The 24,660-nt window shown below is 42.6% G+C and carries 22 protein-coding genes and 1 other annotated feature; of the genes, 17 read left to right on the top strand and 5 right to left on the bottom strand.

Annotation, left to right across the window (positions count from 1 at the left end; all coding sequences use genetic code 11):
* Positions 1 to 229 precede the first annotated feature (229 nt).
* Complete coding sequence (locus tag MKY34_RS03095) at positions 230 to 2,170, bottom strand: translation factor GTPase family protein (RefSeq protein ID WP_342513792.1); 1,941 nt, start codon at positions 2,168 to 2,170, stop codon at positions 230 to 232.
* Between the two features lie 183 nt (positions 2,171 to 2,353).
* Here MKY34_RS03095 and MKY34_RS03090 point away from each other — a divergent pair, with 183 nt between their 5' ends.
* From MKY34_RS03090 to MKY34_RS03080, 3 genes are all read left to right on the top strand, one after another.
* The gene (locus MKY34_RS03090; RefSeq protein WP_342513791.1) at positions 2,354 to 2,530 is read left to right on the top strand and encodes a hypothetical protein; all 177 of its coding nucleotides are present in this window, start codon (positions 2,354 to 2,356) and stop codon (positions 2,528 to 2,530) included.
* A 209-nt stretch (positions 2,531 to 2,739) separates the two neighbouring features.
* Positions 2,740 to 3,507, top strand: a complete 768-nt coding sequence (locus tag MKY34_RS03085; protein ID WP_342513790.1) for a DUF2971 domain-containing protein — start codon at positions 2,740 to 2,742, stop codon at positions 3,505 to 3,507.
* A 76-nt stretch (positions 3,508 to 3,583) separates the two neighbouring features.
* The gene (locus MKY34_RS03080) at positions 3,584 to 4,816 is read left to right on the top strand and encodes an MFS transporter (RefSeq protein WP_342513789.1); all 1,233 of its coding nucleotides are present in this window, start codon (positions 3,584 to 3,586) and stop codon (positions 4,814 to 4,816) included.
* Positions 4,817 to 4,821: 5 nt separating this feature from the next.
* Here MKY34_RS03080 and MKY34_RS03075 read toward each other — a convergent pair whose 3' ends face one another.
* The gene (locus MKY34_RS03075; protein WP_342513788.1) at positions 4,822 to 5,802 is read right to left on the bottom strand and encodes an AraC family transcriptional regulator; all 981 of its coding nucleotides are present in this window, start codon (positions 5,800 to 5,802) and stop codon (positions 4,822 to 4,824) included.
* Between the two features lie 39 nt (positions 5,803 to 5,841).
* On the opposite strand from MKY34_RS03075, the gene MKY34_RS03070 reads away from it, so the two are divergent.
* Together MKY34_RS03070 and MKY34_RS03065 are read left to right on the top strand one after the other, a co-directional pair.
* Positions 5,842 to 7,110, top strand: a complete 1,269-nt coding sequence (locus MKY34_RS03070) for an MFS transporter (RefSeq protein ID WP_342513787.1) — start codon at positions 5,842 to 5,844, stop codon at positions 7,108 to 7,110.
* A complete protein-coding gene (locus tag MKY34_RS03065; protein WP_342513786.1) occupies positions 7,107 to 7,559 on the top strand; it encodes a GNAT family N-acetyltransferase in 453 nt (150 codons plus the stop codon). The genes MKY34_RS03070 and MKY34_RS03065 overlap by 4 nt, the downstream gene beginning before the upstream one ends.
* 56 nt (positions 7,560 to 7,615) lie before the next feature.
* Here the strand turns inward: MKY34_RS03065 and MKY34_RS03060 are convergent, their stop codons facing one another.
* The gene (locus MKY34_RS03060; RefSeq protein WP_342513785.1) at positions 7,616 to 8,248 is read right to left on the bottom strand and encodes a CBS domain-containing protein; all 633 of its coding nucleotides are present in this window, start codon (positions 8,246 to 8,248) and stop codon (positions 7,616 to 7,618) included.
* Positions 8,249 to 8,404: 156 nt separating this feature from the next.
* Here MKY34_RS03060 and MKY34_RS03055 point away from each other — a divergent pair, with 156 nt between their 5' ends.
* The 8 genes from MKY34_RS03055 (at position 8,405) to dacB (ending at position 18,550) form a co-directional block, all read left to right on the top strand.
* Positions 8,405 to 9,049, top strand: a complete 645-nt coding sequence (locus MKY34_RS03055) for a LytTR family DNA-binding domain-containing protein (protein WP_342513784.1) — start codon at positions 8,405 to 8,407, stop codon at positions 9,047 to 9,049.
* Positions 9,050 to 9,240: 191 nt separating this feature from the next.
* Entirely contained in the window at positions 9,241 to 10,755 is a 1,515-nt protein-coding gene (locus MKY34_RS03050; RefSeq protein WP_342513783.1) for an acetyl-CoA hydrolase/transferase family protein, read from the top strand.
* 362 nt (positions 10,756 to 11,117) lie between these two features.
* Positions 11,118 to 12,827, top strand: coding sequence for a methyl-accepting chemotaxis protein (locus MKY34_RS03045; RefSeq protein WP_342513782.1), 1,710 nt, complete (start codon positions 11,118 to 11,120; stop codon positions 12,825 to 12,827).
* A 166-nt stretch (positions 12,828 to 12,993) separates the two neighbouring features.
* Positions 12,994 to 13,557 carry a DUF4358 domain-containing protein gene (locus MKY34_RS03040; protein WP_342513781.1) on the top strand — a complete coding sequence of 188 codons (564 nt, stop codon included), beginning with the start codon at positions 12,994 to 12,996 and terminating at the stop codon, positions 13,555 to 13,557.
* An 83-nt stretch (positions 13,558 to 13,640) separates the two neighbouring features.
* Positions 13,641 to 15,050, top strand: a complete 1,410-nt coding sequence (locus MKY34_RS03035) for an MBOAT family O-acyltransferase (protein ID WP_342513780.1) — start codon at positions 13,641 to 13,643, stop codon at positions 15,048 to 15,050.
* A gap of 50 nt (positions 15,051 to 15,100) precedes the next feature.
* Positions 15,101 to 16,234, top strand: a complete 1,134-nt coding sequence (locus tag MKY34_RS03030) for a DHHW family protein (RefSeq protein ID WP_342513779.1) — start codon at positions 15,101 to 15,103, stop codon at positions 16,232 to 16,234.
* Positions 16,235 to 16,292: 58 nt separating this feature from the next.
* Positions 16,293 to 16,943, top strand: a complete 651-nt coding sequence (locus MKY34_RS03025; protein WP_342513778.1) for a hypothetical protein — start codon at positions 16,293 to 16,295, stop codon at positions 16,941 to 16,943.
* A 65-nt stretch (positions 16,944 to 17,008) separates the two neighbouring features.
* The gene (gene dacB, locus MKY34_RS03020) at positions 17,009 to 18,550 is read left to right on the top strand and encodes a D-alanyl-D-alanine carboxypeptidase/D-alanyl-D-alanine-endopeptidase (protein WP_342513777.1); all 1,542 of its coding nucleotides are present in this window, start codon (positions 17,009 to 17,011) and stop codon (positions 18,548 to 18,550) included.
* A 645-nt stretch (positions 18,551 to 19,195) separates the two neighbouring features.
* On the opposite strand, the gene MKY34_RS03015 is transcribed toward dacB, so the two are convergent.
* The gene (locus tag MKY34_RS03015) at positions 19,196 to 19,405 is read right to left on the bottom strand and encodes a hypothetical protein (RefSeq protein WP_342513776.1); all 210 of its coding nucleotides are present in this window, start codon (positions 19,403 to 19,405) and stop codon (positions 19,196 to 19,198) included.
* Between the two features lie 159 nt (positions 19,406 to 19,564).
* Positions 19,565 to 20,269: a 23S rRNA pseudouridine(2604) synthase RluF gene (rluF, locus tag MKY34_RS03010; protein WP_342513775.1), complete on the bottom strand. Its 705-nt coding sequence runs from the start codon at positions 20,267 to 20,269 to the stop codon at positions 19,565 to 19,567.
* 222 nt (positions 20,270 to 20,491) lie between these two features.
* Positions 20,492 to 20,723 (top strand) — a binding site (T-box leader).
* A gap of 93 nt (positions 20,724 to 20,816) precedes the next feature.
* On the opposite strand from rluF, the gene MKY34_RS03005 reads away from it, so the two are divergent.
* From MKY34_RS03005 to MKY34_RS02990, 4 genes are read left to right on the top strand one after another with little or no spacing between them, the layout of a single operon-like run.
* Positions 20,817 to 22,190: a chorismate-binding protein gene (locus MKY34_RS03005; RefSeq protein WP_342513774.1), complete on the top strand. Its 1,374-nt coding sequence runs from the start codon at positions 20,817 to 20,819 to the stop codon at positions 22,188 to 22,190.
* A gap of 38 nt (positions 22,191 to 22,228) precedes the next feature.
* Positions 22,229 to 23,260, top strand: a complete 1,032-nt coding sequence (gene trpD / locus MKY34_RS03000) for an anthranilate phosphoribosyltransferase (protein ID WP_342513773.1) — start codon at positions 22,229 to 22,231, stop codon at positions 23,258 to 23,260.
* Positions 23,257 to 24,045, top strand: coding sequence for an indole-3-glycerol phosphate synthase TrpC (gene trpC, locus MKY34_RS02995; protein ID WP_342513772.1), 789 nt, complete (start codon positions 23,257 to 23,259; stop codon positions 24,043 to 24,045). Before trpD ends, trpC begins: the two co-directional genes overlap by 4 nt.
* Positions 24,042 to 24,656 (top strand): phosphoribosylanthranilate isomerase, encoded by a 615-nt coding sequence (locus MKY34_RS02990; protein WP_342513771.1) that lies wholly within the window; start codon positions 24,042 to 24,044, stop codon positions 24,654 to 24,656. The genes trpC and MKY34_RS02990 overlap by 4 nt, the downstream gene beginning before the upstream one ends.
* Positions 24,657 to 24,660 lie beyond the last annotated feature (4 nt).

Here is a 24,660-nt window from a genome sequence, read left to right as displayed (position 1 = left end):
ATATCCATTATAGCATGTATAATAGGGCTAATCTACTCTGATTTATAATGTAGTATCTGAAGTGATGGAAAATCATGTTAATCTGGGAGGGGGGCATATGAAAGGAGTCTGATTTGTCTGTGTATATAAAATGAACTCAATAATATCCCTAACAATGCTCGGCGCTTGTAAGGCGCCGAGTCGGAGAGTAGATGAAAATCATAAGTTCAACCTGGATAGATAAATGTAGTTATAGGCAATGCATAGCTTGCTGGGCTTCATCCCAAGGGACTTTATAGCCTTGACCTTTGGCACAGAAAATCGAAGTGGATGTATACTCCGGGTCTGCCTCTTTGTTATAGCCAATCTGTTCGATGATCTGTTCTTCGTTATGGCAGTAATCATAGCCCGCAAATTGTAGCTGAAGCGTGCCTTTGCCGTGTGTAAAGGATGCAAAGGTAGAACTATAATTCATGAAGGTGGCGACGGGTACTTGGCCAGCTACATGAACTTGATTCCCAATTGTTATTGGAGGTTCAAAGCTGCCATGAGCTTGTTGGATGTCTGCTAATACACGTCCGATATGGTCCAGCTCGACTTTGATTTTGTAAGCGTAGTACGGTTCGAGTAATCTGTTTTGTGCCTGTTCCAAACCTTGACGCAAGGCGCGATATGTAGCTTCTCGAAAGTCGCCGCCGGAAGTGTGCTCGTTATGCCCGCGTCCTGTCAATAATGTAATGTGGACATCAGTGAGGGAAGAGCCGGTTAACAAACCATGATGGTCGCGTTCAAATAGATGATGACGTACAAGATTTTGGTGACCGATTGATAACGCATTTGCGTGGCAAACATTGTCAAAAGAGATGCCGCTATTTCGGGCGGTAGGTTCAATTTTTAGATGCACTTCTGCATAATGTTTTAACGGTTCGAAATGTCCATAGCCTATGACGGTCGTTTCAATGGTTTCTTTGTAAAGAATTTTAGGTTCGCCAAAAGAAATAGCGCATTGGAAGCGTTCACTGACAATTTCTTTGAGTACTTCAAGTTGAATAATCCCCATGACATGTACGTGAATTTCTTGGAAGTATTCATCCCAAATAACGTGCAAAGAAGGGTCTTCCGCATCGAGGATTTTAAAGCAACGCAACACTTCTTTTACGTGGATGGATGCGTCAAAAATGACTTTGGATTTCAAAGTAGGGACGAGCTCGAATGTTGTTTGTTCTTTCAGTGTACCGAGACCTGTCCCAATAGATGCATTTGTTAAGCCTGTCACTGCACATAATTCACCCGCCTGCACGCAGTCAGCTGTTTTAAATTGTTTGCCGTTGTAGACACGGATTTGAGTCACTTTTTCAGCAAGGTCTCCATAATTGACAACCTCCCGAACGCGTAACACGCCGTCCAGTGATTTGAGGAAGGTGACTCGATTCCCATTGTCATCGTGGCGGATTTTATAGACACGAGCAGCAAAGTCAGTGGAGTTATCATAAGAAGTTGTTGTCAGTGCGTGCAGTTGTTCAAAAAATGCCTTGATGCCGATGTCTTTCAGTGCGGAACCGCTGGCGCAAGCAAAGAGTTGATTGTCTCGAATCATCATTTTAAATGTTTCCAGCCAGCGTTCTTTGTCATACCCCGATTCCATATAGGTTTCAAGCAGTGCTTCGTCCCGTTCAGCAATGAATTCAATGAGGTCTTCTTGCATAATCCCTTCATTAAAAGTATCGGTCAGATCACAGATATTTTCAGACAAATTGTCACGAAGCTCTTGTAAAATGTTCGTGACATCTGTTCCTTCACGATCGATTTTATTGATAAAGAAAAAAGTGGGAACTTGGTGCTTACGCAGTAGCTGCCACAAGGTTTCCGTATGGCCTTCTACGCCGTCGACTGCGCTGATAAGAATAATGGCATAATCCATTACCTGAATCGCACGTTCCATTTCTGGAGAGAAATCGACGTGCCCTGGCGTATCGATGATGGTATAGGTAGAGTTATCGTAAGAAAATGTCGCTTGGTCAGCGAAAACAGTAATGCCTCGCTCCTTTTCAATCGAGTGGCTATCGAGGAAAGCATCCTGGTGGTCGACGCGTCCCCGTTGTTTAATGCTTTTTGTATGATAAAGAAGCTGTTCTGAAAAAGTAGTTTTTCCTGCATCTACGTGTGCGAGTATCCCAATGGTTTTAAACATAATGTCACTCCAATCCATTTCTTGCTAATATCTTTATCAAATTTTGAAAGGCTTGCTTGATTCAAAATTTGGACGCAATTACTTCGAGGCGTAATTGATGTTAAGTATAGCAAATCTGAATCGGATGAATACGGATAATCGGTGTTATACTGAAAAGACATAGAATCGGGGAGGGATTATAGTATGCAATATTCGAAATCGAAAATGGAATTGCTCGTGAAGAACGATGCCGAATTGACAAAGCGTTTAAAAGAAGTGATGAAGGAACATGAGTTGGAAAAAAGTTTTGCTTTAAAAGCTTTGTATCATTCGCTTGTAAAAGACGGCGGCAAATATCAAAAGGATTATCAAGAGTTGTAAATAGGAAAGAGCGCGGAGATGCTGAAAAAGATCTTCGCGCTTTTTTTATCACGTTCCACGTGAAACGTTTTTTGAGTTATCTGTGTATTGGAGACCAAACTTTCATGTAAGGATGAAAAAAGTTTACAATAGTCTCATGAAATGCACCGCCAGTAGATAGGATAGATAAAGGAAAAGTCTAGTTCTAACAGGTTGGAGGGGTGAGTGTGATGACCAATTACTTATACCACTACACAAGTGTAGAAACGCTTGCGTTGATTTTACGGGATAAGACGATTCGCTTTAGCAATTTGTCTGTTGTGGATGATTTGGAAGAACAAGAGACAGAGGATTTTGGTGAGTATGGCCGCTTTTGTTTTGTTAGCTGTTGGGTAAAGGATTCGGCTGAGTCGATCCCGTTGTGGAATATGTATACACCTGATATGTCGGGTGTTCGAATCCGCTTGCCTGAAAATCCATTTGATACGGAAGTGCTGAGGACCGCGAATGACGGAGAACCTATCACCTATACGAAGGGGTTAGTCGACTTTCAAGAACGCAGCGGTTATTCGGCGATTCCGCCTGAAGCGGTATTTCTCGAAGTGCAGTATACGGATAATCAGAAGTTATTAACACCCTCCATTTTGGATGAAAGTAAAAATATATCACCAATCTCTATGGACAATATCGGAAAGTTTAAGCGAAAAGCGTGGGCTTTTCAAAAAGAGTATCGATACAAGCTGTTCATTCACCCTTGGAGTCTTGAAGAGGGTAAAGAGACGTCATTAGAAAACTTAATGTGGCATTTTGAAAAACTAAAAGAATACAAGTTAACGACGAGCTATGTGGACCTTCAATTAAAACCAGGTGCTCTGGATCATATGGAAATTTTACTTGGACCGAAAGTCTCCGAAGGCCAGCAAACGATTGTCGAAGCGTTGAAAGACAAATATGAGCCCTCTGCAGAAGTTATTAGGAGTTCGTTGAGGATTAAATAATCTTCGTTTAATATCGCAAATCTGGACAAGAAAGGGCTTATCTATCTCTCTATAATCAACCTAGGAGGGATAGACAATGAATCGTGTACAAACAAAAGATCCATATCGAGTTTATATTCAAACGAGTTTCTTATCACAGTTATTTTTCACATTGATCTTTACAGTAAACTTGTTATACCATGTACAAATTGTGGGACTCAGTCCACTACAGCTCGTGTTGGTGGGAACGGTATTAGAGTTAACGGTATTCCTTTTTGAAATTCCAACTGGAGTTGTGTCGGACTTAAAAAGTCGGAAGCTCTCAATAATAATCGGTTATTTTTTAATAGGGATTGGCTTTATAATTGAGGGGTTATTTCCTTATTTTATAACGGTATTATTGGCCCAGGTAGCTTGGGGAATTGGTTATACGTTTACCAGTGGCTCTCAACAAGCTTGGATTGCGGATGAGATTGGTGAGGAACGTGCTTCAATAGCTTTTATAAGAGGCGCAAGGGCAGGGAATCTTGGGCAAGTCATTGCAATTCCTTTAAGCATCTTAATGGGTTATTTTGTACTTAATTTGCCGATTGTTGTTGGTGGGTTTAGTATGATTGGATTGACTGTTTATTTAATCTTTTTCATGAAAGAGGAAAACTTCAAGCCACTGGCCAAAGGAGAAAGAACATCTTCATGGGGAAGCATGAAGGATAATCTAGGAAAAATCATTTCCTATTCCAAAGCAAGCTTGATCATAAGAGTGCTGTTTCTAATCGCATTGTTTGTTGGATTTTATAGTGAAGGCTTTGACCGTCTGTGGATGTCTCATTTCTTAGAGGTATCTAATCTATCCAACTTGGGCAATGAACAGTTAGTTGTAACGATGGGAGGCCTTCAATTTATTGTCGTTTTCGTTTCATTTGCAGCCCTTCATTTGATAAATCGCACCACAATCCATAAAAATCTCAATCATATTTACGTAGTTCTCTTGGTAGGGAGTTTACTGATTCTCATGTCCTTAGTGGGCTTTGCGTTCTCAACGTATGTGGTCGGTTTACTCGTATTCTATATAATCATCCAAGTGACAAGGCAAGTAATGTATCCATTGGAGGATATTTGGTTGAATAAAATCATACCGGATTCCTCTACCCGTGCCACGTTCTTTTCGGTAAAAGGCCAAGTAGATGCCATTGGTCAAATTGGTGGAGGACCAGTGATTGGGCTTGTTGCGTCAGGTTTTACGGTGAAAATAGCGATTCTTGTGAGTGCGGTATTATTAACACCCGTCTTGTTTTTATATAAGGTTATCGTGAAGAAATCCAAAGAGTGAGCCATTCACCCTTTGGATTTTTCTTTAATAGGCAAGTAGATTTCCATATATATTTTTTCATATTCCCAGTCATGGCAGTGTTCATCGTAATACTCAAAGTCATAGCTAGTTTCATCGACTTCATAAAAAGAATGTGGCAACCAATCTTCCAAAATATATTGCCAAGTACCTTTTATGGAGGCGACAAATTGTTCGACTGGAACAAGGGGAGTTCTAAAAACAGCGTAAGTTGCGTCTGGAATTTGCAACTTTGTTATTCTAGTCGGTAACTGAGTTCCTTGATCGAAATTGACTGCGAATAAATAGGTAAATTGATTTTTTAAGTCTGAGTTGCTTAGATTAAGACAATATTCACCGTGTATTTGTGGGGATAGCGCTTCGTACAATGTTTTTTCGATGGATTCGTCCAGGGAAATTCTTTGGTCCCAAAAGGCAGGCGCATCTCTTGTATAAGAGACTTTTTCAATCGCACTTTCAAATGTTTTGCCAGCAATCGTGAAGGCTGGCTTACGTACAATTTTTGGTTGCATGACAATGCCGCCTACTTCTTTTTGCCGAAGGCTTAATAAATTAAGTTTTGGGGGCAAGGAAAGTGGGCAATGAAGTCGATATAAGCTTGGTGGACTCCCAAAACAGCGCTTAAAAGCTTTGGTAAAACCGGCATGTGTTTCAAATCCATAATCCAAAGCGATTTGAAGTATTTTTTCACCTTTTCCTAAGTCAAATAATGCGTATTGTAGCTTTCTTTTCGAGACATAATCCATAACCGTGTAGCCGATATGCTTATCAAAGATTCTATAAAAATGATAGGGAGAGTAACCGATCATTTTTGCCAGTTTCTCGGGCTTAATCTCTTCTTTGATATGTTCTTCAATATAGTCGATGATTTGTTGTAGTAAAAGTACTTGTTGGATAGCAATCGCCTGCCTTTGAGTTTTATGGAGAATTGTAAAATTTTGATTTTTATCTATTTTCCGTCCTACCATATTGTACACTATAGAATAAGTAGTTTAGGGGGTGACGGGATGAAGAAATACAGCAAACAAGAGAACAGCTGGATTTTTTATGATTGGGCGAACTCGGCGTATTCGATTGTTATTACGACGGCGGTGTTTCCGTTGTATTATAAGGCGGTTGCTACGGATGCAGGGGTAAGTATGTCGAATTCGACGGCTTATTTAGGATATACGGTAGCCATTGCGACATTCATTTTAGCGATGATTGGCCCGGTTCTAGGAACAATTGCAGATTATGAGGGGTTGAAAAAGAAGTTTTTTATGTTCTTTTTCTTAATGGGGACGGCTGCGACAGCTTCATTGGCATTTGTACCGGGGGATAATTGGTTGTGGCTGTTAATCATATATACGATAACCGCTGTAGGTTTCCATGGTGCGAATATCTTTTATGATGCGTTTTTAGTCGATGTCACGCCAGAAGAACGCATGAATCAGGTGTCTGCACGTGGTTTTGGGTTAGGGTATATCGGGAGTACGATTCCGTTCATCATCAGTATAGCGATTATTATATTGTCACAAACGGGTACAATCCCACTTGCGACATCGACAGCTAGTCGACTGGCTTTTGTGATTACGGCAATCTGGTGGTTTGTATTTACGATTCCGATGTTGAAAAATGTCCATCAGCTGCATGGCATTAAACGAGAGCCTAATCTACTTGGTAGTAGTTTTAGACGGCTTGGCGGTACATTTAAGGAAATTAGGAAATATCGTACAGTATTTTTATTCTTATTGGCGTACTTTTTCTATATTGATGGTGTTGGGACGATTATTTCGATGTCGACCGCATATGGTAGTGATTTAGGAATCAGTGCGACGAATTTGCTCATTATCCTGTTTGTGACGCAAGTAGTGGCTGCACCGTTTGCGATTCTTTATGGGAAATTGTCACAAAGGTTTACAGGGAAAAAGATGTTGTATGTAGGAATATTTGTTTATATTATTGTTTGTATTTATGCGTTCTTCATGAAAACGACTATGGATTTTTGGGTATTGGCTATGCTTGTGGCGACGTCGCAAGGTGGTATTCAGGCGCTGAGTCGTTCGTATTTTGCACGGCTTGTACCTAAAGAAAAATCCAATGAGTTTTTCGGCTTTTATAATATTTTCGGCAAGTTTGCATCGGTGATGGGGCCTTTACTTGTAGGGGTGACTGCTCAGCTAACAGGGAGTTCAGCGTATGGCGTATTTAGCCTAATTATTCTATTTATCATCGGAATTGCCATACTCGCACGTGTGCCGGAACCGGATGAGCGAATAAAAGGAGAATCACATTGATTAAAAAGGGCGATATTGCAAATATGAAATTTGCGGAAGAAGTATTGCGTGTGCAAATACCTTCGTATTTGGTAGAGGCAGAGCTGATTGACTTTTATGAGATTCCGCCATTAAAAGATACAATCCATACGTTGCAGCAATGTGAAGAAATTTTTTATGGATATTATGAGCAGGATACATTATGTGGGGCTATTTCGATAAAAATAGAAGTAAACATCATAGACATCCATCGTTTAATGGTACACCCACAACATTTTCGAAAAGGCATTGCGAAGAAATTAATTGATTTCATCAGTCATGAGGAAGGCGTTGATACGCTGATTGTATCCACGGGTTCTAAAAATACGCCAGCTATTCAATTCTATCAAAAGAACGGTTTTGTTAAGACAGGTGAAACTACAATAACTGAACACTTGTCTATTACTTCCTTTCAAAAAATGTTGGGATAATCAACTAAACAGCTAGATCTAGGCGATAGTATTCGCTTGGATCTAGCTGTTTTTTATCACTCGCTTTTTTCAATCATATCAATGTGTAAAATTCTGAAGCCACCCTTTTCGAGCTTATCTTTCAATTTTTCAAGTTCTGCTTCTGTTTTGCCATGTTCAATCGTGATAACAACCCGTCGTGCTAAGACGGAGCCATTATCCAATGTAAACATGCCCTCGATATTTTCGCCGCGAAGTGTTTTCGTTAGCTTTTCAATCATCCCTTTAGCTTCCGCTGAAGAAAGTGTGATATTAATCCCGCCTGTTTGCAAGCCGAAAGCATCTTCTAGTACACTTTCTACGCGGTTATGCGTTAAAATACCGATGAGCTTATCGTTTTCTACAACACTCAAGAAAGGTAAAGCTTTGATGCTGATGAGTGCATTTAGGAAAGAGGAACGCTCGGAAATAAAGGCCTCTTGGTGCTTCAACAAGTGATCGATTGAAGCATCTTTGTCACCATTCTCTTCATATAAATATTCGATGAGATGGACCTTGTAAATCATTCCTTTATAGACCTCATCCTGGTCAACAACAGGGATACATCTATAACCACTTGCTTTGATGGTGTTGAAAACTTCAATGACGGTTTGCTCTGTGTTTGCGATGACAACTTCTTGTTTAGGTAAATACAAATCTCTTACAAGCATTTTACATCCTCCTTAGTTTTCGGGTTTCTGAGACCATTTCAACCATAATTGTAAATTTATCTAAATTTTTAGACTACGGTTCTATTGTATTATAATAGAGAAGGTGAATAATAAACAAGCTATTTTCTAGTCACTTTGAAAAAGGAGTTATGCTAGATGGAAATATTAAGCCTTGATGCACTGTTAGATGTAATAGGAGAATTATTTTCGGATGAAATCTCCATTGCCGTCTCCAATAAAGAATCCTATATTTATTATCGACCAAGTAAACGAATTGATTTGAAGATTAGACCAGGTGATCCAGTTAAGCCGGGGACAATTGCACATAAAGCGCTGCTAGAGAAACAGAAAGTATCGGAATTTATTGATCGTGATGTATTTGGCGTTCCTTATCATGGAATGGCGGTGCCTTTCCAACAGGATGGGCAGTTACAAGGGTGTGTGACAGCGATTTATCCTGTGTATACGGACGGAAAGTCGGTTGTGACGGTGAAAACGCAAGATGGCTGGATTCCCGTACCCTTTGCAGATGTGAAGTATATTGAGGTGAAGGACCGAAAAACGTATGTTGTGGCAGACAGTTGTTCAGGCACACATAAAAACTCTTTGCAAAACTTTGAGTATCTATTACCACGTGAATCATTTGTCCGTTGTCATCGTTCATTCATTGTCAATGTTCATCATATTAAAGAGATTTACCCGGATACACATTCGACCTTTGTGTTAGCGATGGAAGACGGTACGAGAATCCCTGTAAGTCAGTCTTATTCAAGCTATTTTCGCAAGTTATTAGGGTTCTGAATAGTGTGGAAAAGCATGCAACTCTATGTGTTTGCATGCTTTTAATGGATTACTGACGCAAATATGCTGCCCTGGACAATAAAATGCATGTCTTAGACCGTTATTTTGTATCCAGTTCCTAAAAGTCCATTTAAGCATTTTATTGGGCTACTATTAATTTATCTAAAAGTTATGAAAAGAGGCATCCATACATGGAAAATTATATAGATCGCATAAAAAATAAACAGTTGCATAATGTCATCGTCTCGGCAGAAGAAGCAGCGTCTTGGATTGAAGATGGTATGGTATTGGGGTTAAGTGGGTTTACACGTGCTGGAGATGCGAAAGCGGTTCCGTTGGCATTAGTGAAACGTGCAGAAACAGAGCAATTTAAAGTAGACGTCTATACAGGTGCATCACTAGGTTCAGATGTGGATAAATTATTGGCGGAATCAGGCATTGTGAATAAGCGTGCACCTTTCCAAGCAGATCCAGCAATGCGAAAAAAGATTAACGCAGGAGAACACCTTTTTGTCGATTATCATTTATCTCATATGGCTGAACAAATGCGTACAGAAGTTATCGGACCAATTGATTTCGCGATTTTGGAAGCGGTTGCAATCACGGAGGATGGCATGCTTATCCCGACAACATCTGTTGGAAACTCGTTGTCATTCGCCCAGCATGCGAAATCGATTATCATTGAGTTGAACGTAGCGCATTCTACGCAATTGGAAGGTATTCATGATTTGTATGAGCCAGGTAATCAAGGGGAAAGATTACCGATTCCATTGACAAAAGCAGACGACCGTATTGGGACAATCGGAATTCCAATCGATATGAGCAAGGTGAAGGGCATCGTTTTCACGAATCAATTGGACTCACCGTCAACAATTGTAGCGCCGGATCATGAAACTGAGATTATGGCAGAACATTTATTGACGTTCCTACGTTCAGAAATACAAGCTGGCAGATTGACAGAGCGACTTGCACCGCTACAATCGGGCATTGGATCTGTTGCGAATGCAGTTCTTCACGGTATGATCGATTCCGAGTTTGAAGACTTGGAAGTGTATTCAGAAGTGCTGCAAGATGCGGTCTTCGACTTAATGGATGCAGGCAAAGTACGTTTTGCATCTTGTGCTTCTATTACATTATCTGAAGATAAAGCAGAGCAGGTCTTTGGGAACTTTGAGCAATACCGAGATAAAATTTTGATGCGTCCACAAGAAATTTCGAACCATCCAGAAATCATTCGTCGTCTTGGCTTGATTTCGATCAATACGGCGCTTGAGTTGGACATTTACGGAAATGTCAATTCAACGCACGTATCCGGCTCGAAAATGATGAATGGAATTGGCGGTTCAGGCGATTTTGCCCGTAACGCACGTCTTGCAATTTTCGTTACGAAGTCTATTGCAAAAGGCGGAGATATTTCAAGTATCGTTCCGTTCGTTTCTCATGTGGATCACACGGAGCATGATGTGGATGTTATTGTCACGGAACAAGGTTATGCCGATTTACGCGGAATGGCTCCGAGGGAACGAGTTGGACTTATCATTGAGCGTTGTGCACACCCGATGTATCGTGAACAATTACGGGAGTATTATGCGGAAGCGCTTGAAAGAGGCGGTCAAACACCACATGTCTTGGAGAAAGCATTGTCTTGGCATATTAATCTAGCGAAAAACGGTACAATGCGCCAACTTGAAGAAGTATTGGTTTAAGTATATACAAAGAGAAAGGTTATCCTATTCGTCATTATGGCTGATAGGGTAACCTTTTTGTGTTTAAGCGCTAGATTTTGCTAATATGAAAAGTTTCACGTGTAACAAAGTATAGTCGTAATGGTTCGAAGATTGAAATACTTACCGGAATACAAACACTAGATTCTATAGTAGATAAAAGGTGAATATTTGAAGAAATACATGCTATAATAAACACCATACTATATAGGTATTTATTATCATATATTGTTATATAAATAGTTTATTTATTCATTACACAAACAAGGTCTTTATGACTAGCTCAGTGGAAGTAATCTATTGGTATCTCTAGGAATTATCCTTATAAAGGAGGCAGATCAAGAATGGGTTTACGCAATGCAAGTATAGGTAAAAAGTTATTTATTTTAATTTCTCTTTCTGTACTCATTTTCTTTGCAATTGGTGGAACAGGTTTCTACTATATGCAAAAAATGAAAGAGAACTCGGATCAAGTTTATCAGGAAGGATTGCTCCCGATAAAGTGGCAGTCCCAAATTCGAACGAATAATCGAGCAGTAGATGGTTACACATTGGAAATGCTGCTCACGACTGATTCAGCAGAACAGGCTGAGTTAGGGGCGCTTATTGAAGAGCGGATCAGTGAAACGCAAGAGTTAGTAGCGAAATTGGAGGAAATCTTGTTGTCGGATGCTGAAAGAAAAAAGATGGCTGAGTTCAATGAAAGTTATTCGGACTATTTAGTAGAGTTACAGAAGGTGGGAGAACTAGTCTTTGAGGGGAAAGCTGATTTAGGGTATATAAAATATAAGCAAGAACTCAAAAAAACACTAGAAAGCACGAATTCATTATTGGGGGAAATTGGGGCTTACTTAGAAAACTATGCAGATGATTTAGACAAGAGTATTACGGAAAGTGCTAAGACGAGCAATATTATTGTGGTTACAGTTATTATTTTGGCACTTTTGTTGAAAATATCGTTAGGATATGTAATTGCACGAATGATTATTACTCCGTTAAAAGAGATGGAAACATTGATGGTTGAAGCAGAGAATGGTAATTTGGCGATTGAAGGGCAGTATCGTTCGAAAGATGAGATTGGTGTGTTAACGACATCATTCAATAGCATGGTGTCTAGATTACGAGAGCTTATGAGACAAGTAAATAATACGTCTGAACAAGTTGCGGCTTCATCTGAAGAGTTGACAGCGAGTGCGGAAGAATCGACGAAAGCTAGTGAAGAAGTAGCGCATACGATTCAAGAAGTTGCCTTTGGTGCGGAGCGTCAAGTAGAAGAGACGAAGGCGAGTCAACAAGTCGTTGAGGAAATGGCAGGGAGTATTCGTTTGATCGCATCGAACACACAAGATATTACAACAAATGCAATTGAAACTTCACAAAAAGCACTAGAAGGTAACGAAGCGATTCAATCGACAATTGAACAGATGGGCTCCATCAATAAGACCGTTTCTCAATTGTCTAACGTAGTAGAAGGATTGGGTGAACGCTCCCGGGATATCGGCAATATTATCGAAGAGATTACCAATATTGCAACACAAACGAACCTATTGGCACTAAATGCTGCGATTGAGTCCGCAAGAGCGGGCGAGCATGGTAAAGGGTTTGCGGTGGTAGCGGACGAAGTGCGTAAGTTGGCAGAACAGTCGGCTGGCTCCGCACAAACCATCGCCCAAATGATTGCTGTAATCCAAGAGGAAACGCAAGTGGCTGTTCGCTCAATGGAACAAGCGACAGGGGAAGTGACAGATGGGATAGAAGTCGTCAACAAAGCAGGCGAATCATTTGCCCAAATTCGTACATCTGTGGATGAGGTCGCGAGTCAGCTACAGGGGGTTTCTGCAACTGCCCAGGAAATGTCGATTGGCGTGGAACAAGTGTTGCAATCTGAGGAAACGTTAGCTGAAATCGCGGAAGAAGCTGCGTCAGGTACGCAAAATGTAGCAGCCTCGACTGAAGAACAATTGGCGTCTATGGAGGAAATTTCAGCATCTGCAGAAGCATTGGCCCATCTTGCGGGGGATTTACAAGAACAGATTGAATTCTTTAAGGTTTAACTTGATTCGGAAAGGGCATCATTCTTAAATGGAGTGATGCTTTTTTCATGGAGCAAGTTGATAATTGTAGCGCGAAAATAATTGAAACGAAATGTACAAGTGATTCGTCAAATGAAGGTGACGACATAAATAGTGGTTAGTTGGTAACTGAGGAGGAGTTATTGTTATGAAAAGAAGAGTTGGCATGATTGTATGTGCATTGGCAATTTTTGCACTAGTGGGTTGTTCAAACGGTGAGAGTTCGGGGGAAAAGGCTCCTGCCGAAACATCTGTTGCAGCAATCATGGATGCTATTAAGGCGCAAATTGTCCAAGATGTGAAAGATGCAGGGAACGATGATGGGCGTACGGACGAGGAAATCCTAGGGGGCTATGTAGAGACGAATGTATTCGACGCCACGACAGACGATCCATTTGGACAGGTATTTTTTGAGCGTACAGCGTTGGATCAGGATTTGCTGGCAGAAGGTACTATGCTCCAAGCCATGTTCAATACGAATGCTGATGAAATTATCGTTTTAAAAGCAAAAGATCAAAAGGATGCAGAGGCATTGAAAGCATCTTTACAAAAAGAATTGGATGCGCAAATTCAAACATGGGAACAATATTTGCCGGATCAGTTTGAAAAAGTGAAAAACAATGTTCTAAAAGCAACAGGAAGTTACGTGCTTTATGCGACTTATGACAATGTAGATGCAGTAGAGAAAATTTTTGATGGGCAGGTAAAGTAATGCATGAAAGGCGCTGAATAAGCGCCTTTTGATTTGATGAAAAACTGTGGAAACGATGATTTTGCGGACAAAGGAGTGATGATTTGGTATTTAGTAGCTTATTATTTCTATTTTTCTTTTTACCGATTACATTACTTCTATATTTTTGCGGACCAAGAAAGATGAAGAATGGCATTCTCTTGATTGTTAGTTTGTTATTTTATGCGTGGGGAGAACCTGTTTATATTTTCTTAATGCTTTTTTCAGCAGTTACGGATTATTTTCATGGATTGTTTATTCAAAAGTACCGTTTAACGTCACCGATGAAGGCACGAATTGGGTTGCTGTCATCGATTGTCCTCAATTTGAGTGTGCTGTCTTTTTTCAAGTATGCGGATTTTTTAATTGACAGTGTCAATCAGCTAGTCGGTACGACGATTGGTACGTTGGACTTGCCATTGCCGATTGGATTGTCTTTTTATACGTTCCAAACGATGTCATATGCCATTGATGTATATCGAGGGCGTGTGAAGGCACAGCGGAATCCGTTGACGCTTGCGCTATATGTTTGTTTATTTCCCCAGCTCATTGCGGGTCCAATTGTGCGTTATGAAATTATTGAACGAGAGTTGCAAAATCGACGTGTCACGCTCGACCAGTTTTCAGAAGGCGTGCAGATTTTTTTGATTGGCCTTGGGAAGAAGGTATTACTGGCGAATAATATGGGGTTTCTATGGAGTGAAATTCAGCAGCAAAGTCCGGGAGAGTTATCAGTTTTGTCGGCGTGGATGGGGATTGCGGCGTTCGGGTTGCAAATCTATTTCGATTTTAGCGGGTACTCTGATATGGCCGTTGGGCTTGGAAAAATGTTCGGCTTTCATTTTCCTAAGAACTTCAATTACCCATTTGTGTCCCGGAGCATTACGGAGTTTTGGCGAAGATGGCATATGACGCTGGGCGCTTGGTTTCGGGACTATGTTTATATACCTTTGGGTGGGAGTCGAAAAGGGAAGTCTCGGTTGTATGTAAATTTATTTATTGTTTGGGGTTTGACGGGGTTATGGCATGGAGCAGCTTGGAATTACGTGGTGTGGGGGCTCTATTTTGGTGCCGTTATTGCGATTGAAAAGGCAGGCTTACTGACGGTTCTTGAAAGGCTACACCCTGTGTTTCAACATGTTTATGCATTTGTTATTGTGATGGTTAGTTGGGCATTGTTCGTTTTTGAGGATCTGTCGATGAGTGTGAGCTATTTGAAAATCATGTTTGGGTTTTCAGGGCAAGTCCTGATGAATGAGCAATTTTTATATGATGCTTATACAAATGCCATTCTCTTTTTGCTGGCGTTTTTGGGAGCCATGCCAGTTTGGCGAGTGTTGAGGGAGAGGATTCCACGGTGGAATCAAATGATGGAGGATGTTGTGATTCCTGTATGTTGTCTGCTCATCCTTGTGTTGGCAACGGCTTATTTAGCGGATGATTCGTATAATCCGTTTCTTTATTTTCGCTTTTAACTTAACTCAGGCGGCTATTACGCCGAGACGTAATTGATGGAGGGAGCGCATTGCTTATTTATAAAAAGTGGTTTGTAGGTGCGTTTCTGCTCTTTATTTTTGGAGTGGGTTTATTGAATGTGATGTCTAGCGACCGTCCTTTTTCTGAGCGAGAAAATCGGCCGTTGGCACAAATGCCTGCATGGTCGTTGGCTCAATTTACTTCTGGCAAGTTTACAGAGCGTTTTGAGACGTATTTGGTCGATCAGTTTAGGTGGAAGGATGAGTGGGTGCAGCTAAAGGCATTGGCTGAACGGGGGGTATTGAAAAAGGAAAATAACGGTGTCTTTTTTGGTGAAGATGGATTTTTGATTGAACCGTTTGATGAGCCCGGCGATCAGTTTGTGAAAAACCAAAATTACGTGAAGGATTTTGCTTTGCGAGCGAAGGGGATTCAGTCGTATTTGTTGCTCGCACCGACCTCGGTTTCATTGTACGAGGATAAATTACCACTTTTTGCACAGACGGCGAACGAACGAGCAGCGTTTGAGACTGCGCAGAGGGAATTGGCTTCGGTACTGAGAGTGGTTGATGTCTATGATGTGCTGCGTTTGAATAAGGATGAACCTATATATTTTAAAACGGACCATCATTGGACGATGCACGGCGCGTATTTGGCGTATAGAGAAACAGCGAAGGCGATGGGCATTGAAGCGTATGAGGAAGATGATTTTCGCATAGAGACGGTGTCGGAGAATTTTTATGGGACACGTTACTCGAAAGCAAATACGATTGGGATTGAGCCGGATCAGATTGATGTTTACTTGCCAAAATTTGAAGCTAGTCAAACTGTGACCTATGAAGATGGGCAGGAATCGGATTCTTTCTATGAATGGGGTTATCTTGAAAAAAGAGATCAGTATTCGTTGTTTTTAGATGGTAATCATGCGCTTGTGACGATTAAAACTGGATTGAAGAATGGCCGTAAGTTAGCGGTTGTGAAGGATTCCTATGCGCATGCGTTTATTCCTTTTTTAGCAAATCACTTTGAAGAAATTCATGTGCTGGATTTGCGTTATTATCATGCGGATGTGCTTGCTTATTTGGGGGAGCAACGTATTTCGGATGTTTTATTGTTATATAGTGTGGCTAATTTTACGAAGGATCCGAATGTGATTTGGTTGTCACAGGGGGCTGGGCGGTAGAGCGCGCAAACCCGTTTCGTAATCGCGCAATGGAGCTGCCGAAGCGCGCAAACCTATTGTGAGACCGCGCAATGAAGTTGCCAAAGCGCGCAAACCTGTTGTGAAACCGCGCAATGGAGTTGCCAAAGCGCGCAAACCTGTCGTGAAACCGCGCAATGGAGCTGCCGAAGCGCGCAAACCTATTGTGAAACCGCGCAATGAAGTTGCCAAAGCGCGCAAACCTGTTGTGAAACCGCGCAATGGAGTTGCCAAAGCGCGCAAACCTGTCGTGAAACCGCGCAATGGAGCTGCCGAAGCGCGCAAACCTATTGTGAAACCGCGCAATGAAGTTGCCAAAGCGCGCAAACCTGTTGTGAAACCGCGCAATGGAGTTGCCAAAGCGCGCAAACCTGTCGTGAAACCGCGCAATGGAGCTGCCGAAGCGCGCAAACCTATTGTGAAACCGCGCAATGAAGTTGCCAAAGCGCGCAAACCTGTTGTGAAACCGCGCAATGGAGTTGCCAAAGCGCGCAAACCTGTCGTGAAACCGCGCAATGGAGCTGCCGAAGCGCGCAAACCTGTCGTGAAATCGCGCAATGAAGTTGCCGAAGCGCGCAAACCTGTTGTGAAACCGCGCAATGGAGCTGCCGAAGCGCGTAAACCTGTCGTGAAACCGCGTAATGAAGTTGCCAAACCACGCATAACTCCCACCCAACCGCGCATATACTAGTCCACGGCTTGCCGTGAGTCATATTTTTCGAGTTGGACAAGCTATTCACCGTGGGAGGGGAAGTTGTGAAAAGGCGTACGAAGCGTGTGATATGGTTGATTGTTCTTGTGGTATTAGTGGTGTTTACGCTAGTCAAGTGTATGGAAAAGGATGAGGAGCAACCAGTGGCGGTTGTAGACAAGCCTGTTGTGACAGCAAGCAAAATAGAAGAACCAAATAAGAATGATGATTTTCCGGAATTGAACGCACTGTTAGCAGATGCAAGGCTGCAAGGGGCGACGACCGCCATTAGTATCCGAAACGCTGCATCGGGTGAAGTGGTTTATTCACATTTAGGCGATATACGCGTTCATCCAGCATCCGTTATGAAATTACTAACTGGTGCGGCGGCATTTGAAACGTTGGGGACTGATTACACATTTCAAACGGAATTGTATACGGACGGTAAAGTGCAGAGTGGCGTATTGGCGGGCAATCTTTATTTGCGAGGGCAGGGGGATCCGACGCTGACGAAGAAAGAGTTGACTGCATTTGTAGCGGATTTAAAGGCGGCGGGCATTCAAACGATTCAAGGGGATATATACGGAGATGACACGTGGTATGATGACGTTCGATTTTCTCAAGACTTGAATTGGTCGGACGAGCCGTACTATACGGGTGCACAAGTATCGGCGTTGACGCTGTCGCCGAATGATGACTATGATGCAGGAACCGTCATCGTTGAAATAACGCCCGCGAAAAAGGTAGGACAAGCGGGGTATGTCGGCATGGTGCCGGCAAATGATTATATGACCATTGTGAATAAAACGCAGACTGTCGGCAAAGGCGGCAAGAAAAGCATCCAAGTTGAAAGGCAGCATGGCTCGAATACACTTATTGTTTCGGGGACGATTCCAGCAGGTGCAAAAAAAGCACGTTCATGGGCTTCTGTTTGGGAACCGACGAACTACACAGCAAATATTTTCAAACAAGCGATAGAGGAGCAGGGAATTGTATTTTCTACGACACCAAAATTAGCACGTAGAACTGTTCCGAAAGGAGCCACTTTACTCACATCGAAACAGTCGATGCCACTAAAAGAGTTGTTTATTCCATTCATGAAATTGAGTAATAATGGACATGCCGAATTACTTGTGAAAGAGATGGGGCGTGTAGTTGGCGGGGACGGCAGTTGGGATAAAGGGCTAGCTGTCATGGAAGCAACACTTGCCGATATGGGCATTGATACAACGACGTTGCTTCTGCGAGACGGGTCGGGTATGTCACATAAAAACTTGGTGACTGCGGATGAAGTATCGAAGCTTCTCTACAACGTACAGTCGAAACCGTGGTATCCGGAATTTCTACAATCGCTCCCAGTAGCGGGAAGTAATGAGCGGTTTATTGGCGGGACATTGCGCAATCGGATGGAAGGGACTGCGGCGGCAGATAATGTGCAGGCGAAGACGGGGACATTAAATGGCGTTAGTGCGCTATCAGGCTATGTGAAAACAGCAAACGATGAGACATTGATCTTTTCTGTGATGATCAACAACTTTTTGAATGATACGACACCAGAAGTGCTGGATGCAATCGCGATTGCCATTGCAAATATGCAATTCAACTAAAAATGGTTCCACACGGAGAAATTCTCGATGTGGAACCGTTTTTTATTTTTTCAAAGATAAAATGAGGCTTTCTATGTTATTGATGGAGTTCATATACGAAGCGAATATAATCAACAATAATATAATAAATACCGTTATAGTTATGGTGAAAGCGATTTTGTTTTTGATTCTTAAAAAGTTTGCTGATCCGATTAAGATGGCTGTCATAGAGATTATACTTACATACCATAGAGTTTTGACAAAGTTGATGTCATATTCTAGTAAAGCGATTGTCAGCTCGTTATCCTTTGTTATGTTAAAGGTATAGGCTTCTTTTTTTAGCATTCCTTTTTCAATCACGATTTCACTATTACTTGTTTCTAACGAATATCCTCCAGGATAGAAGTTAAGAAAAGCAGTCAGTGTTATGACGATGGCCACGATGATTAGCAATACAATCGAAAATAATCGGAGAGTTTTAGTAGCAAATGCCGTATTCCTTCTATTTCTGATGGTGACATCATTCCTTTTATATGTGGTCGCAATGTTCAGTTATTTTTATTGTATGGCAGTTGAATGATATAGACAACTGATTTGATTAAAATAAGCTGTTGCTAAGCACCGATCTATTCAGAGTTCTAGAGTGATTGTAACGAACGTTATTGATTAATTATCACAGGAAAAAGAATACTCGAGTGCTAAAAAAGAAGTTTCTACGGTTATGGAGCCACCTTGTTCTAAACACTCCGTACTCGCGAATCCTATTTCCTTGTTATTAAAATAAGACTGAGCTCCGACTAGAAAGGCCATCATGACAAATGTCAATGGCGCTATAATCGCAAGCCGTTGTTTACCTGTTAACTTTTTTAGTTTCATTCGAATCCTCCCCTAAATTTCTTTCTCACTATTATACCAGAATAGACCCAATAATGGCGTTCGATAGGTGATGAATGATGCAATTAGACACAAGAAATCACCTGATCATCAATAAAAAGCTGTTCCGCATGGGAGTCCCCAATGCAGAACAGCTTTTCCTCATCGTTTTGGTTTGTAGTTCATCATCTTAAACATTTCAGTAAGTTCTTCTTGTGTTAAATCACGCCATTGTCCGTTTGGCAAGTCGCCAAGATGGATATTTAAGATACGTGTGCGTTGTAAATTGCGGACATTGTAGCCGAGTGCAGAACACATGCGACGGATTTGCCTGTTAAGGCCTTGTGTCAATGTAATGTTGAATGTGCGAGGACCGAGTTGTTTGACTTTGCATGGTTTGGTTACGGTTCCTAAAATTTTAACGCCCGATTCCATTTTGTCGATGAATGCTTTGGTAATGGGAGAATCGACAGTGACGATGTATTCTTTTTCATGGCCGTGTTCTTCGCGCAAGATTTCATTGACGATATCGCCATCGTTTGTCAGAAGTAACAGTCCATCTGAGTCTTTGTCGAGTCGACCGATATGGAAAATACGGAGGGGATGGTTAACGAAATCGACGACATTTCCTTTGATGTGACGCTCTGTTGTACTCGTAATGCCGACAGGCTTATTGAGTGCAATGTAGACGAGTTGTTCCTCTACTTTCACAGGCTTGCCGTCTGCACGGACATCATCGCCCTCTGCCACTTTGCTGCCGAGCTCGGCAAGCTGCCCGTTAATCGTAATACGTCCGTCTGCAATCCATTTATCGGCACCGCGCCGGGAAACAATGCCTGCTTCGCTTAAGTATTTGTTAATTCTCATTAGGATCACCTGCTTTAGTTAATGCATTAAGTATACCGCATTGGAAAACAAACGACTGCCTAGAACTCTTCAAAGATGCCTTGGCTGAATAAAGATGACTAAACAGAAAAGGTTGACAATTCTTTCTCTCCGTACTAAGATAGGAATAACTTTTTTGTTCGGATTTGGGCAGAGGGTGCCGGGAGCGGCGCCTCCCATAGAACAGATGAGATGAGCATAGAAGAGAAATTATTGAATAAGAAGAGTAGCGCAGGTGTGCGATTGTAGAGAGTCAGTGGATGGTGAGAACTGATTCGCAGCCGGTGTGAATGGACTTATGAGAGCTACCTTGACTATTTTTTTCAAGGAAGACGTGAATCCTACGTTACGGGATGTGTCAGATCCAACTGACACGCTAAGTGGAAGCAGCAATGCTTCAATTAGAGGTGGCAACGCGGTCAATTCCGTCCTCTGCAATCGGACTATCCTGTCCTTTTGCAGAGGACTTTTTCTATTTTATAGAATCGGATTCCTTTTTAGTAAAACAGACGAGATAAGGAGAGATGAGATGAGTACAGAAAAGATGAGCTTGCGGACAACGATGAAAAAGGTGAATGGTGATTCCTTAACGCCTATATTAATCTTTCGAAGAATGCAAGGTGAGCGGAAGTTTTTGCTTGAAAGTTCTTCCAAACATGATGGGTCAGGACGTTATTCCTTCATGGGCATGGACCCAGTGAAATCCTATAGTGGGCGGGACGGAAAGATTGAAGAGCATGTCTACGCGACAGGCAAGAAATATAGCCATGAAGGCGACTTGTTTGTATTACTGAAGAGGTTGATGCCACAAATTACAGATGATATTGATTTCCCATTCTCAGGTGGTGCGGTCGGTTATGTCGGCTACGGGGCAGCGCGTAAAGGTGAGAGCACAATCGAGGAGCAGTTAGGATTTCCCGATGTGAACTTTAATATCTATGAAACCATCGTCGTTTTCGACCATGTGTTGAATGAAGTGACGTTGCTGCATACAGAAATCAATGAAGTGCGAAGTGTTCCTGACTTAGATGCATTGGCGGAAAATATGTTGTCGGGTCCAGAAAAAGAGGATACCACTTTTGAAATCTCCGATTATACGAGTTCGGTAACACAACAGCAGTTTGAAGCGTTGGTGCGTGAAGCAAAAGGCCATATCGAAGCAGGCGAAGTTGAACAAGTTGTGCTGTCGAGAAGGCTAGTAGCTGATTTCAAAGGCGATCCGTTCTCTCTTTATCGGAAACTAAGAAAACGTAATCCTTCTCCTTATATGTACTATATGGAATTTGACGATCATGTCGTTGTCGGGACATCGCCAGAAAGTTTGGTTCGCGTTTCGGATCGTAAAGTGATGACGAATCCGATTGCGGGGACACGACGACGTGGTAAGGATAAAGCGGAAGATGTGGCACTTGAAAAAGAGTTACGCGCAGACCCAAAAGAGCTGGCGGAACACGATATGTTGGTGGAACTGGGGCAGCGTGATTTAGAAATAGTTTGCGTGCCGGACTCTGTGAACGTGACGAGTTATATGGAAGTTGTTCGCTACGAGCATGTTATGCATATTGTGTCGGAGGTAGAGGGGACGTTGTCGCCAGTACTCCATCCACTAGATGCGCTTAGCACTTGTTTGCCGGCGGGGACGGTAACCGGGACACCGAAAACGCGAGCGATGGAATTGATTGACGAGTTGGAGAAGATGGATCGTGGCATTTATGGTGGTGCAATTGGCTATATCGGCTATAACGGCAATATGGATTTTGCACTAACGATTCGGACGATGATTATCAGAGACGGCAAAGCGCATGTGCAAGCAGGAGCGGGGATTGTGCAAGCATCAGATCCGACAGCAGAGTTTATGGAGACGGTCAATAAAGCCCGTTCCTTGTTAGAAGTCGTCAATTAATCAATGAACGAACTGAGAAGAGCAGAGGAGAGATTGAGATGAGAAGATATATCGAAAAAGTAGAGGCGAGCAAGCATTTAATGTATGAGGAAATGTTGGAAGTAGCGGCATACCTGTTTAATGAACAGACAGAAGCACAAGACATTGCTGATTTCCTCGTTGCGCTATCCCGTAAAGGAGAGACGGCACATGAAGTAGCCGCACTTGCATCGGTTATGAAATCGCATGCTGTTCAGTTACAAGTACCGCATGGTGTATATATGGATAATTGCGGCACGGGCGGCGATGGTTCAAATAGTTTCAATATTAGTACGGCTTCTGCATTTGTACTGGCAGGAGCAGGCGTTGCAGTTGCCAAACATGGTAATCGGAAAATTTCAAGTGCAACAGGTAGCTCGGATGTGTTGGAGGAGCTTGGTATTCGCGGTGATTTCAGTGCGGAGGAAACGGCGGAGTTGCTGGAGCAAGTAGGTATCACATTCCTGCATGCCCCACATGTACATCCGAAGATGAAGCGCATTGGTGCGATACGTCAACAAATTGGCAAGCCGACGATTTTCAATCTTGTTGGGCCATTGACGAATCCGATTCCATTAAAAACACAGTTTACAGGCATTAATCGCCCTGATTTCACGATGGATTATGCAACGGTTCTTCGGATGCTAGGTCGAGAGCGTGCGATTGTCGTATCTGGTGCAGGCGGTATGGATGAGGCGTCACTCGCAGGACAAAACATTTTTGTGTTGCTCGATAAGGGTGATCTTATTCCGTTCTCGTTAACGGCAGATGATGTTGGACTTACCGCAGCCCCTGCTTCAGCTATCCGTGGTGGTGATGCGAAGGAAAATGCGGCGATTATTCGATCCATTTTCCAAGGAAAGCGTGGCCCGCATTTTGACACAGTTGTGTTAAATGCAGGCATCGGATTGTTTGCTAATGGGCAGGTCGGAACGATTCAAGAAGGCGTTAAACAAGCAACGGATAGTATATTATCGGGCAGAGCGTTACAGAAACTCGATGCTGTCGTTGCGTTTAGTGAACAGAGTAGACAAAGGGCGGTGGCGAAATGACGATTTTAGAGAAGATTTTGCAAGAGAAGCGGGTTGAAGTACAGCAGCTATTGACGCAGCAGCTTGTCCAACGAGAAAATCGTCCATCACGTCCGTCTTTGTTCGATAAATTGTATCAAACGGAGCATTTGCAAGTCATTTCGGAAATGAAGCGTGCCTCTCCGTCGAAGGGGCTTATTGCAGAAGGGGCAGACCCAGTTGCGCAGGCAATGACGTACTACAATGCAGGTGCTGCATGCATTTCCGTCTTAACAGATGCACCTTTTTTTAAAGGCTCCTTCGCTGATTTAGCAGCTGTTGCGGCGAATGTTCCGATTCCATTGCTTTGTAAGGATTTTATCATCCATCAAGTGCAAATTGACCATGCGAAACAGGCGGGGGCATCCGTTATTCTTCTAATTGTTGCTGCACTAACAGATGAAGAACTGGCTACATTGCATGCTTATGCGGTTGCGGCTGGACTTGAAGTACTTGTGGAAGTGCATGACGAAGAAGAGCTCCAACGTGCACTTGCCATTGATGCAAAACTAATTGGTGTTAATAATCGGGATCTGCGAACATTTGAAGTCGATTTGCAACGGACAGAGGAAATTGCCGCAGTGTTTCCGTTTCATGAAGAGCGTGTACTCATTAGCGAAAGTGGCATTTGGGGAGCGGCGGATGCCGTGCGTGTGTCGGATGCGGGCGCAAGTGCTGTGCTTGTAGGGGAATCATTGATGCGCAGCGATTCGGTCGCTACGGCACTTCGGTCTTTACAAGTTGCTCGACAGGGAGTGGTTCGATGACTAAGGTAAAGATTTGCGGCTTAATGGAAAGCGAGCATGTGAAGGTAGCAGTGGATGCCGGGGCAGATGCGATTGGTTTTGTCTTTGCACCAAGTCGGCGCCAAGTAACGATTCAACAAGCGCAGGAGCTTGCACGGGAGATTCCTTCGGGTGTGTTGAAAATAGGCGTGTTTGTCAACGCTTCTCCCGAAGAATTGGAGCAAGCGTACCGAGAAGTACCATTGGATTACGTCCAATATCATGGGGATGAAAGTGCGGATTTCATCAAAAAAATGAGGCTTCCCTCTATTAAAGTGTTATCGGTTCATAATGAAGAAGACGTCAAGCGGGCTACGCAGTATGCGGCGGATTACTACTTGTTTGATACACCCGGAACGGACTTTAAGGGTGGTAGCGGCAAGACGTTCGATTGGGCGCTGATGAAAGACGCAGGCATCCAACAAGATCGTATCATTCTAGCAGGTGGATTGAACGCAGAAAATGTGGGCGAAGCGGTTCAGCGTGTGCAACCGTATATGGTGGACGTTTCGAGTGGTGTGGAAAGCATGAAGAGAAAAGATGAGAACTTGATTCGTGCTTTTATAAGCGCGGTTAAAGACGAGGAGAGATGAGCTA

The organism is Sporosarcina sp. FSL K6-1522 (genome assembly GCF_038622445.1).
GTDB lineage: Bacteria > Bacillota > Bacilli > Bacillales_A > Planococcaceae > Sporosarcina.
This window is presented reverse-complemented; position numbering and strand designations above follow the sequence as displayed.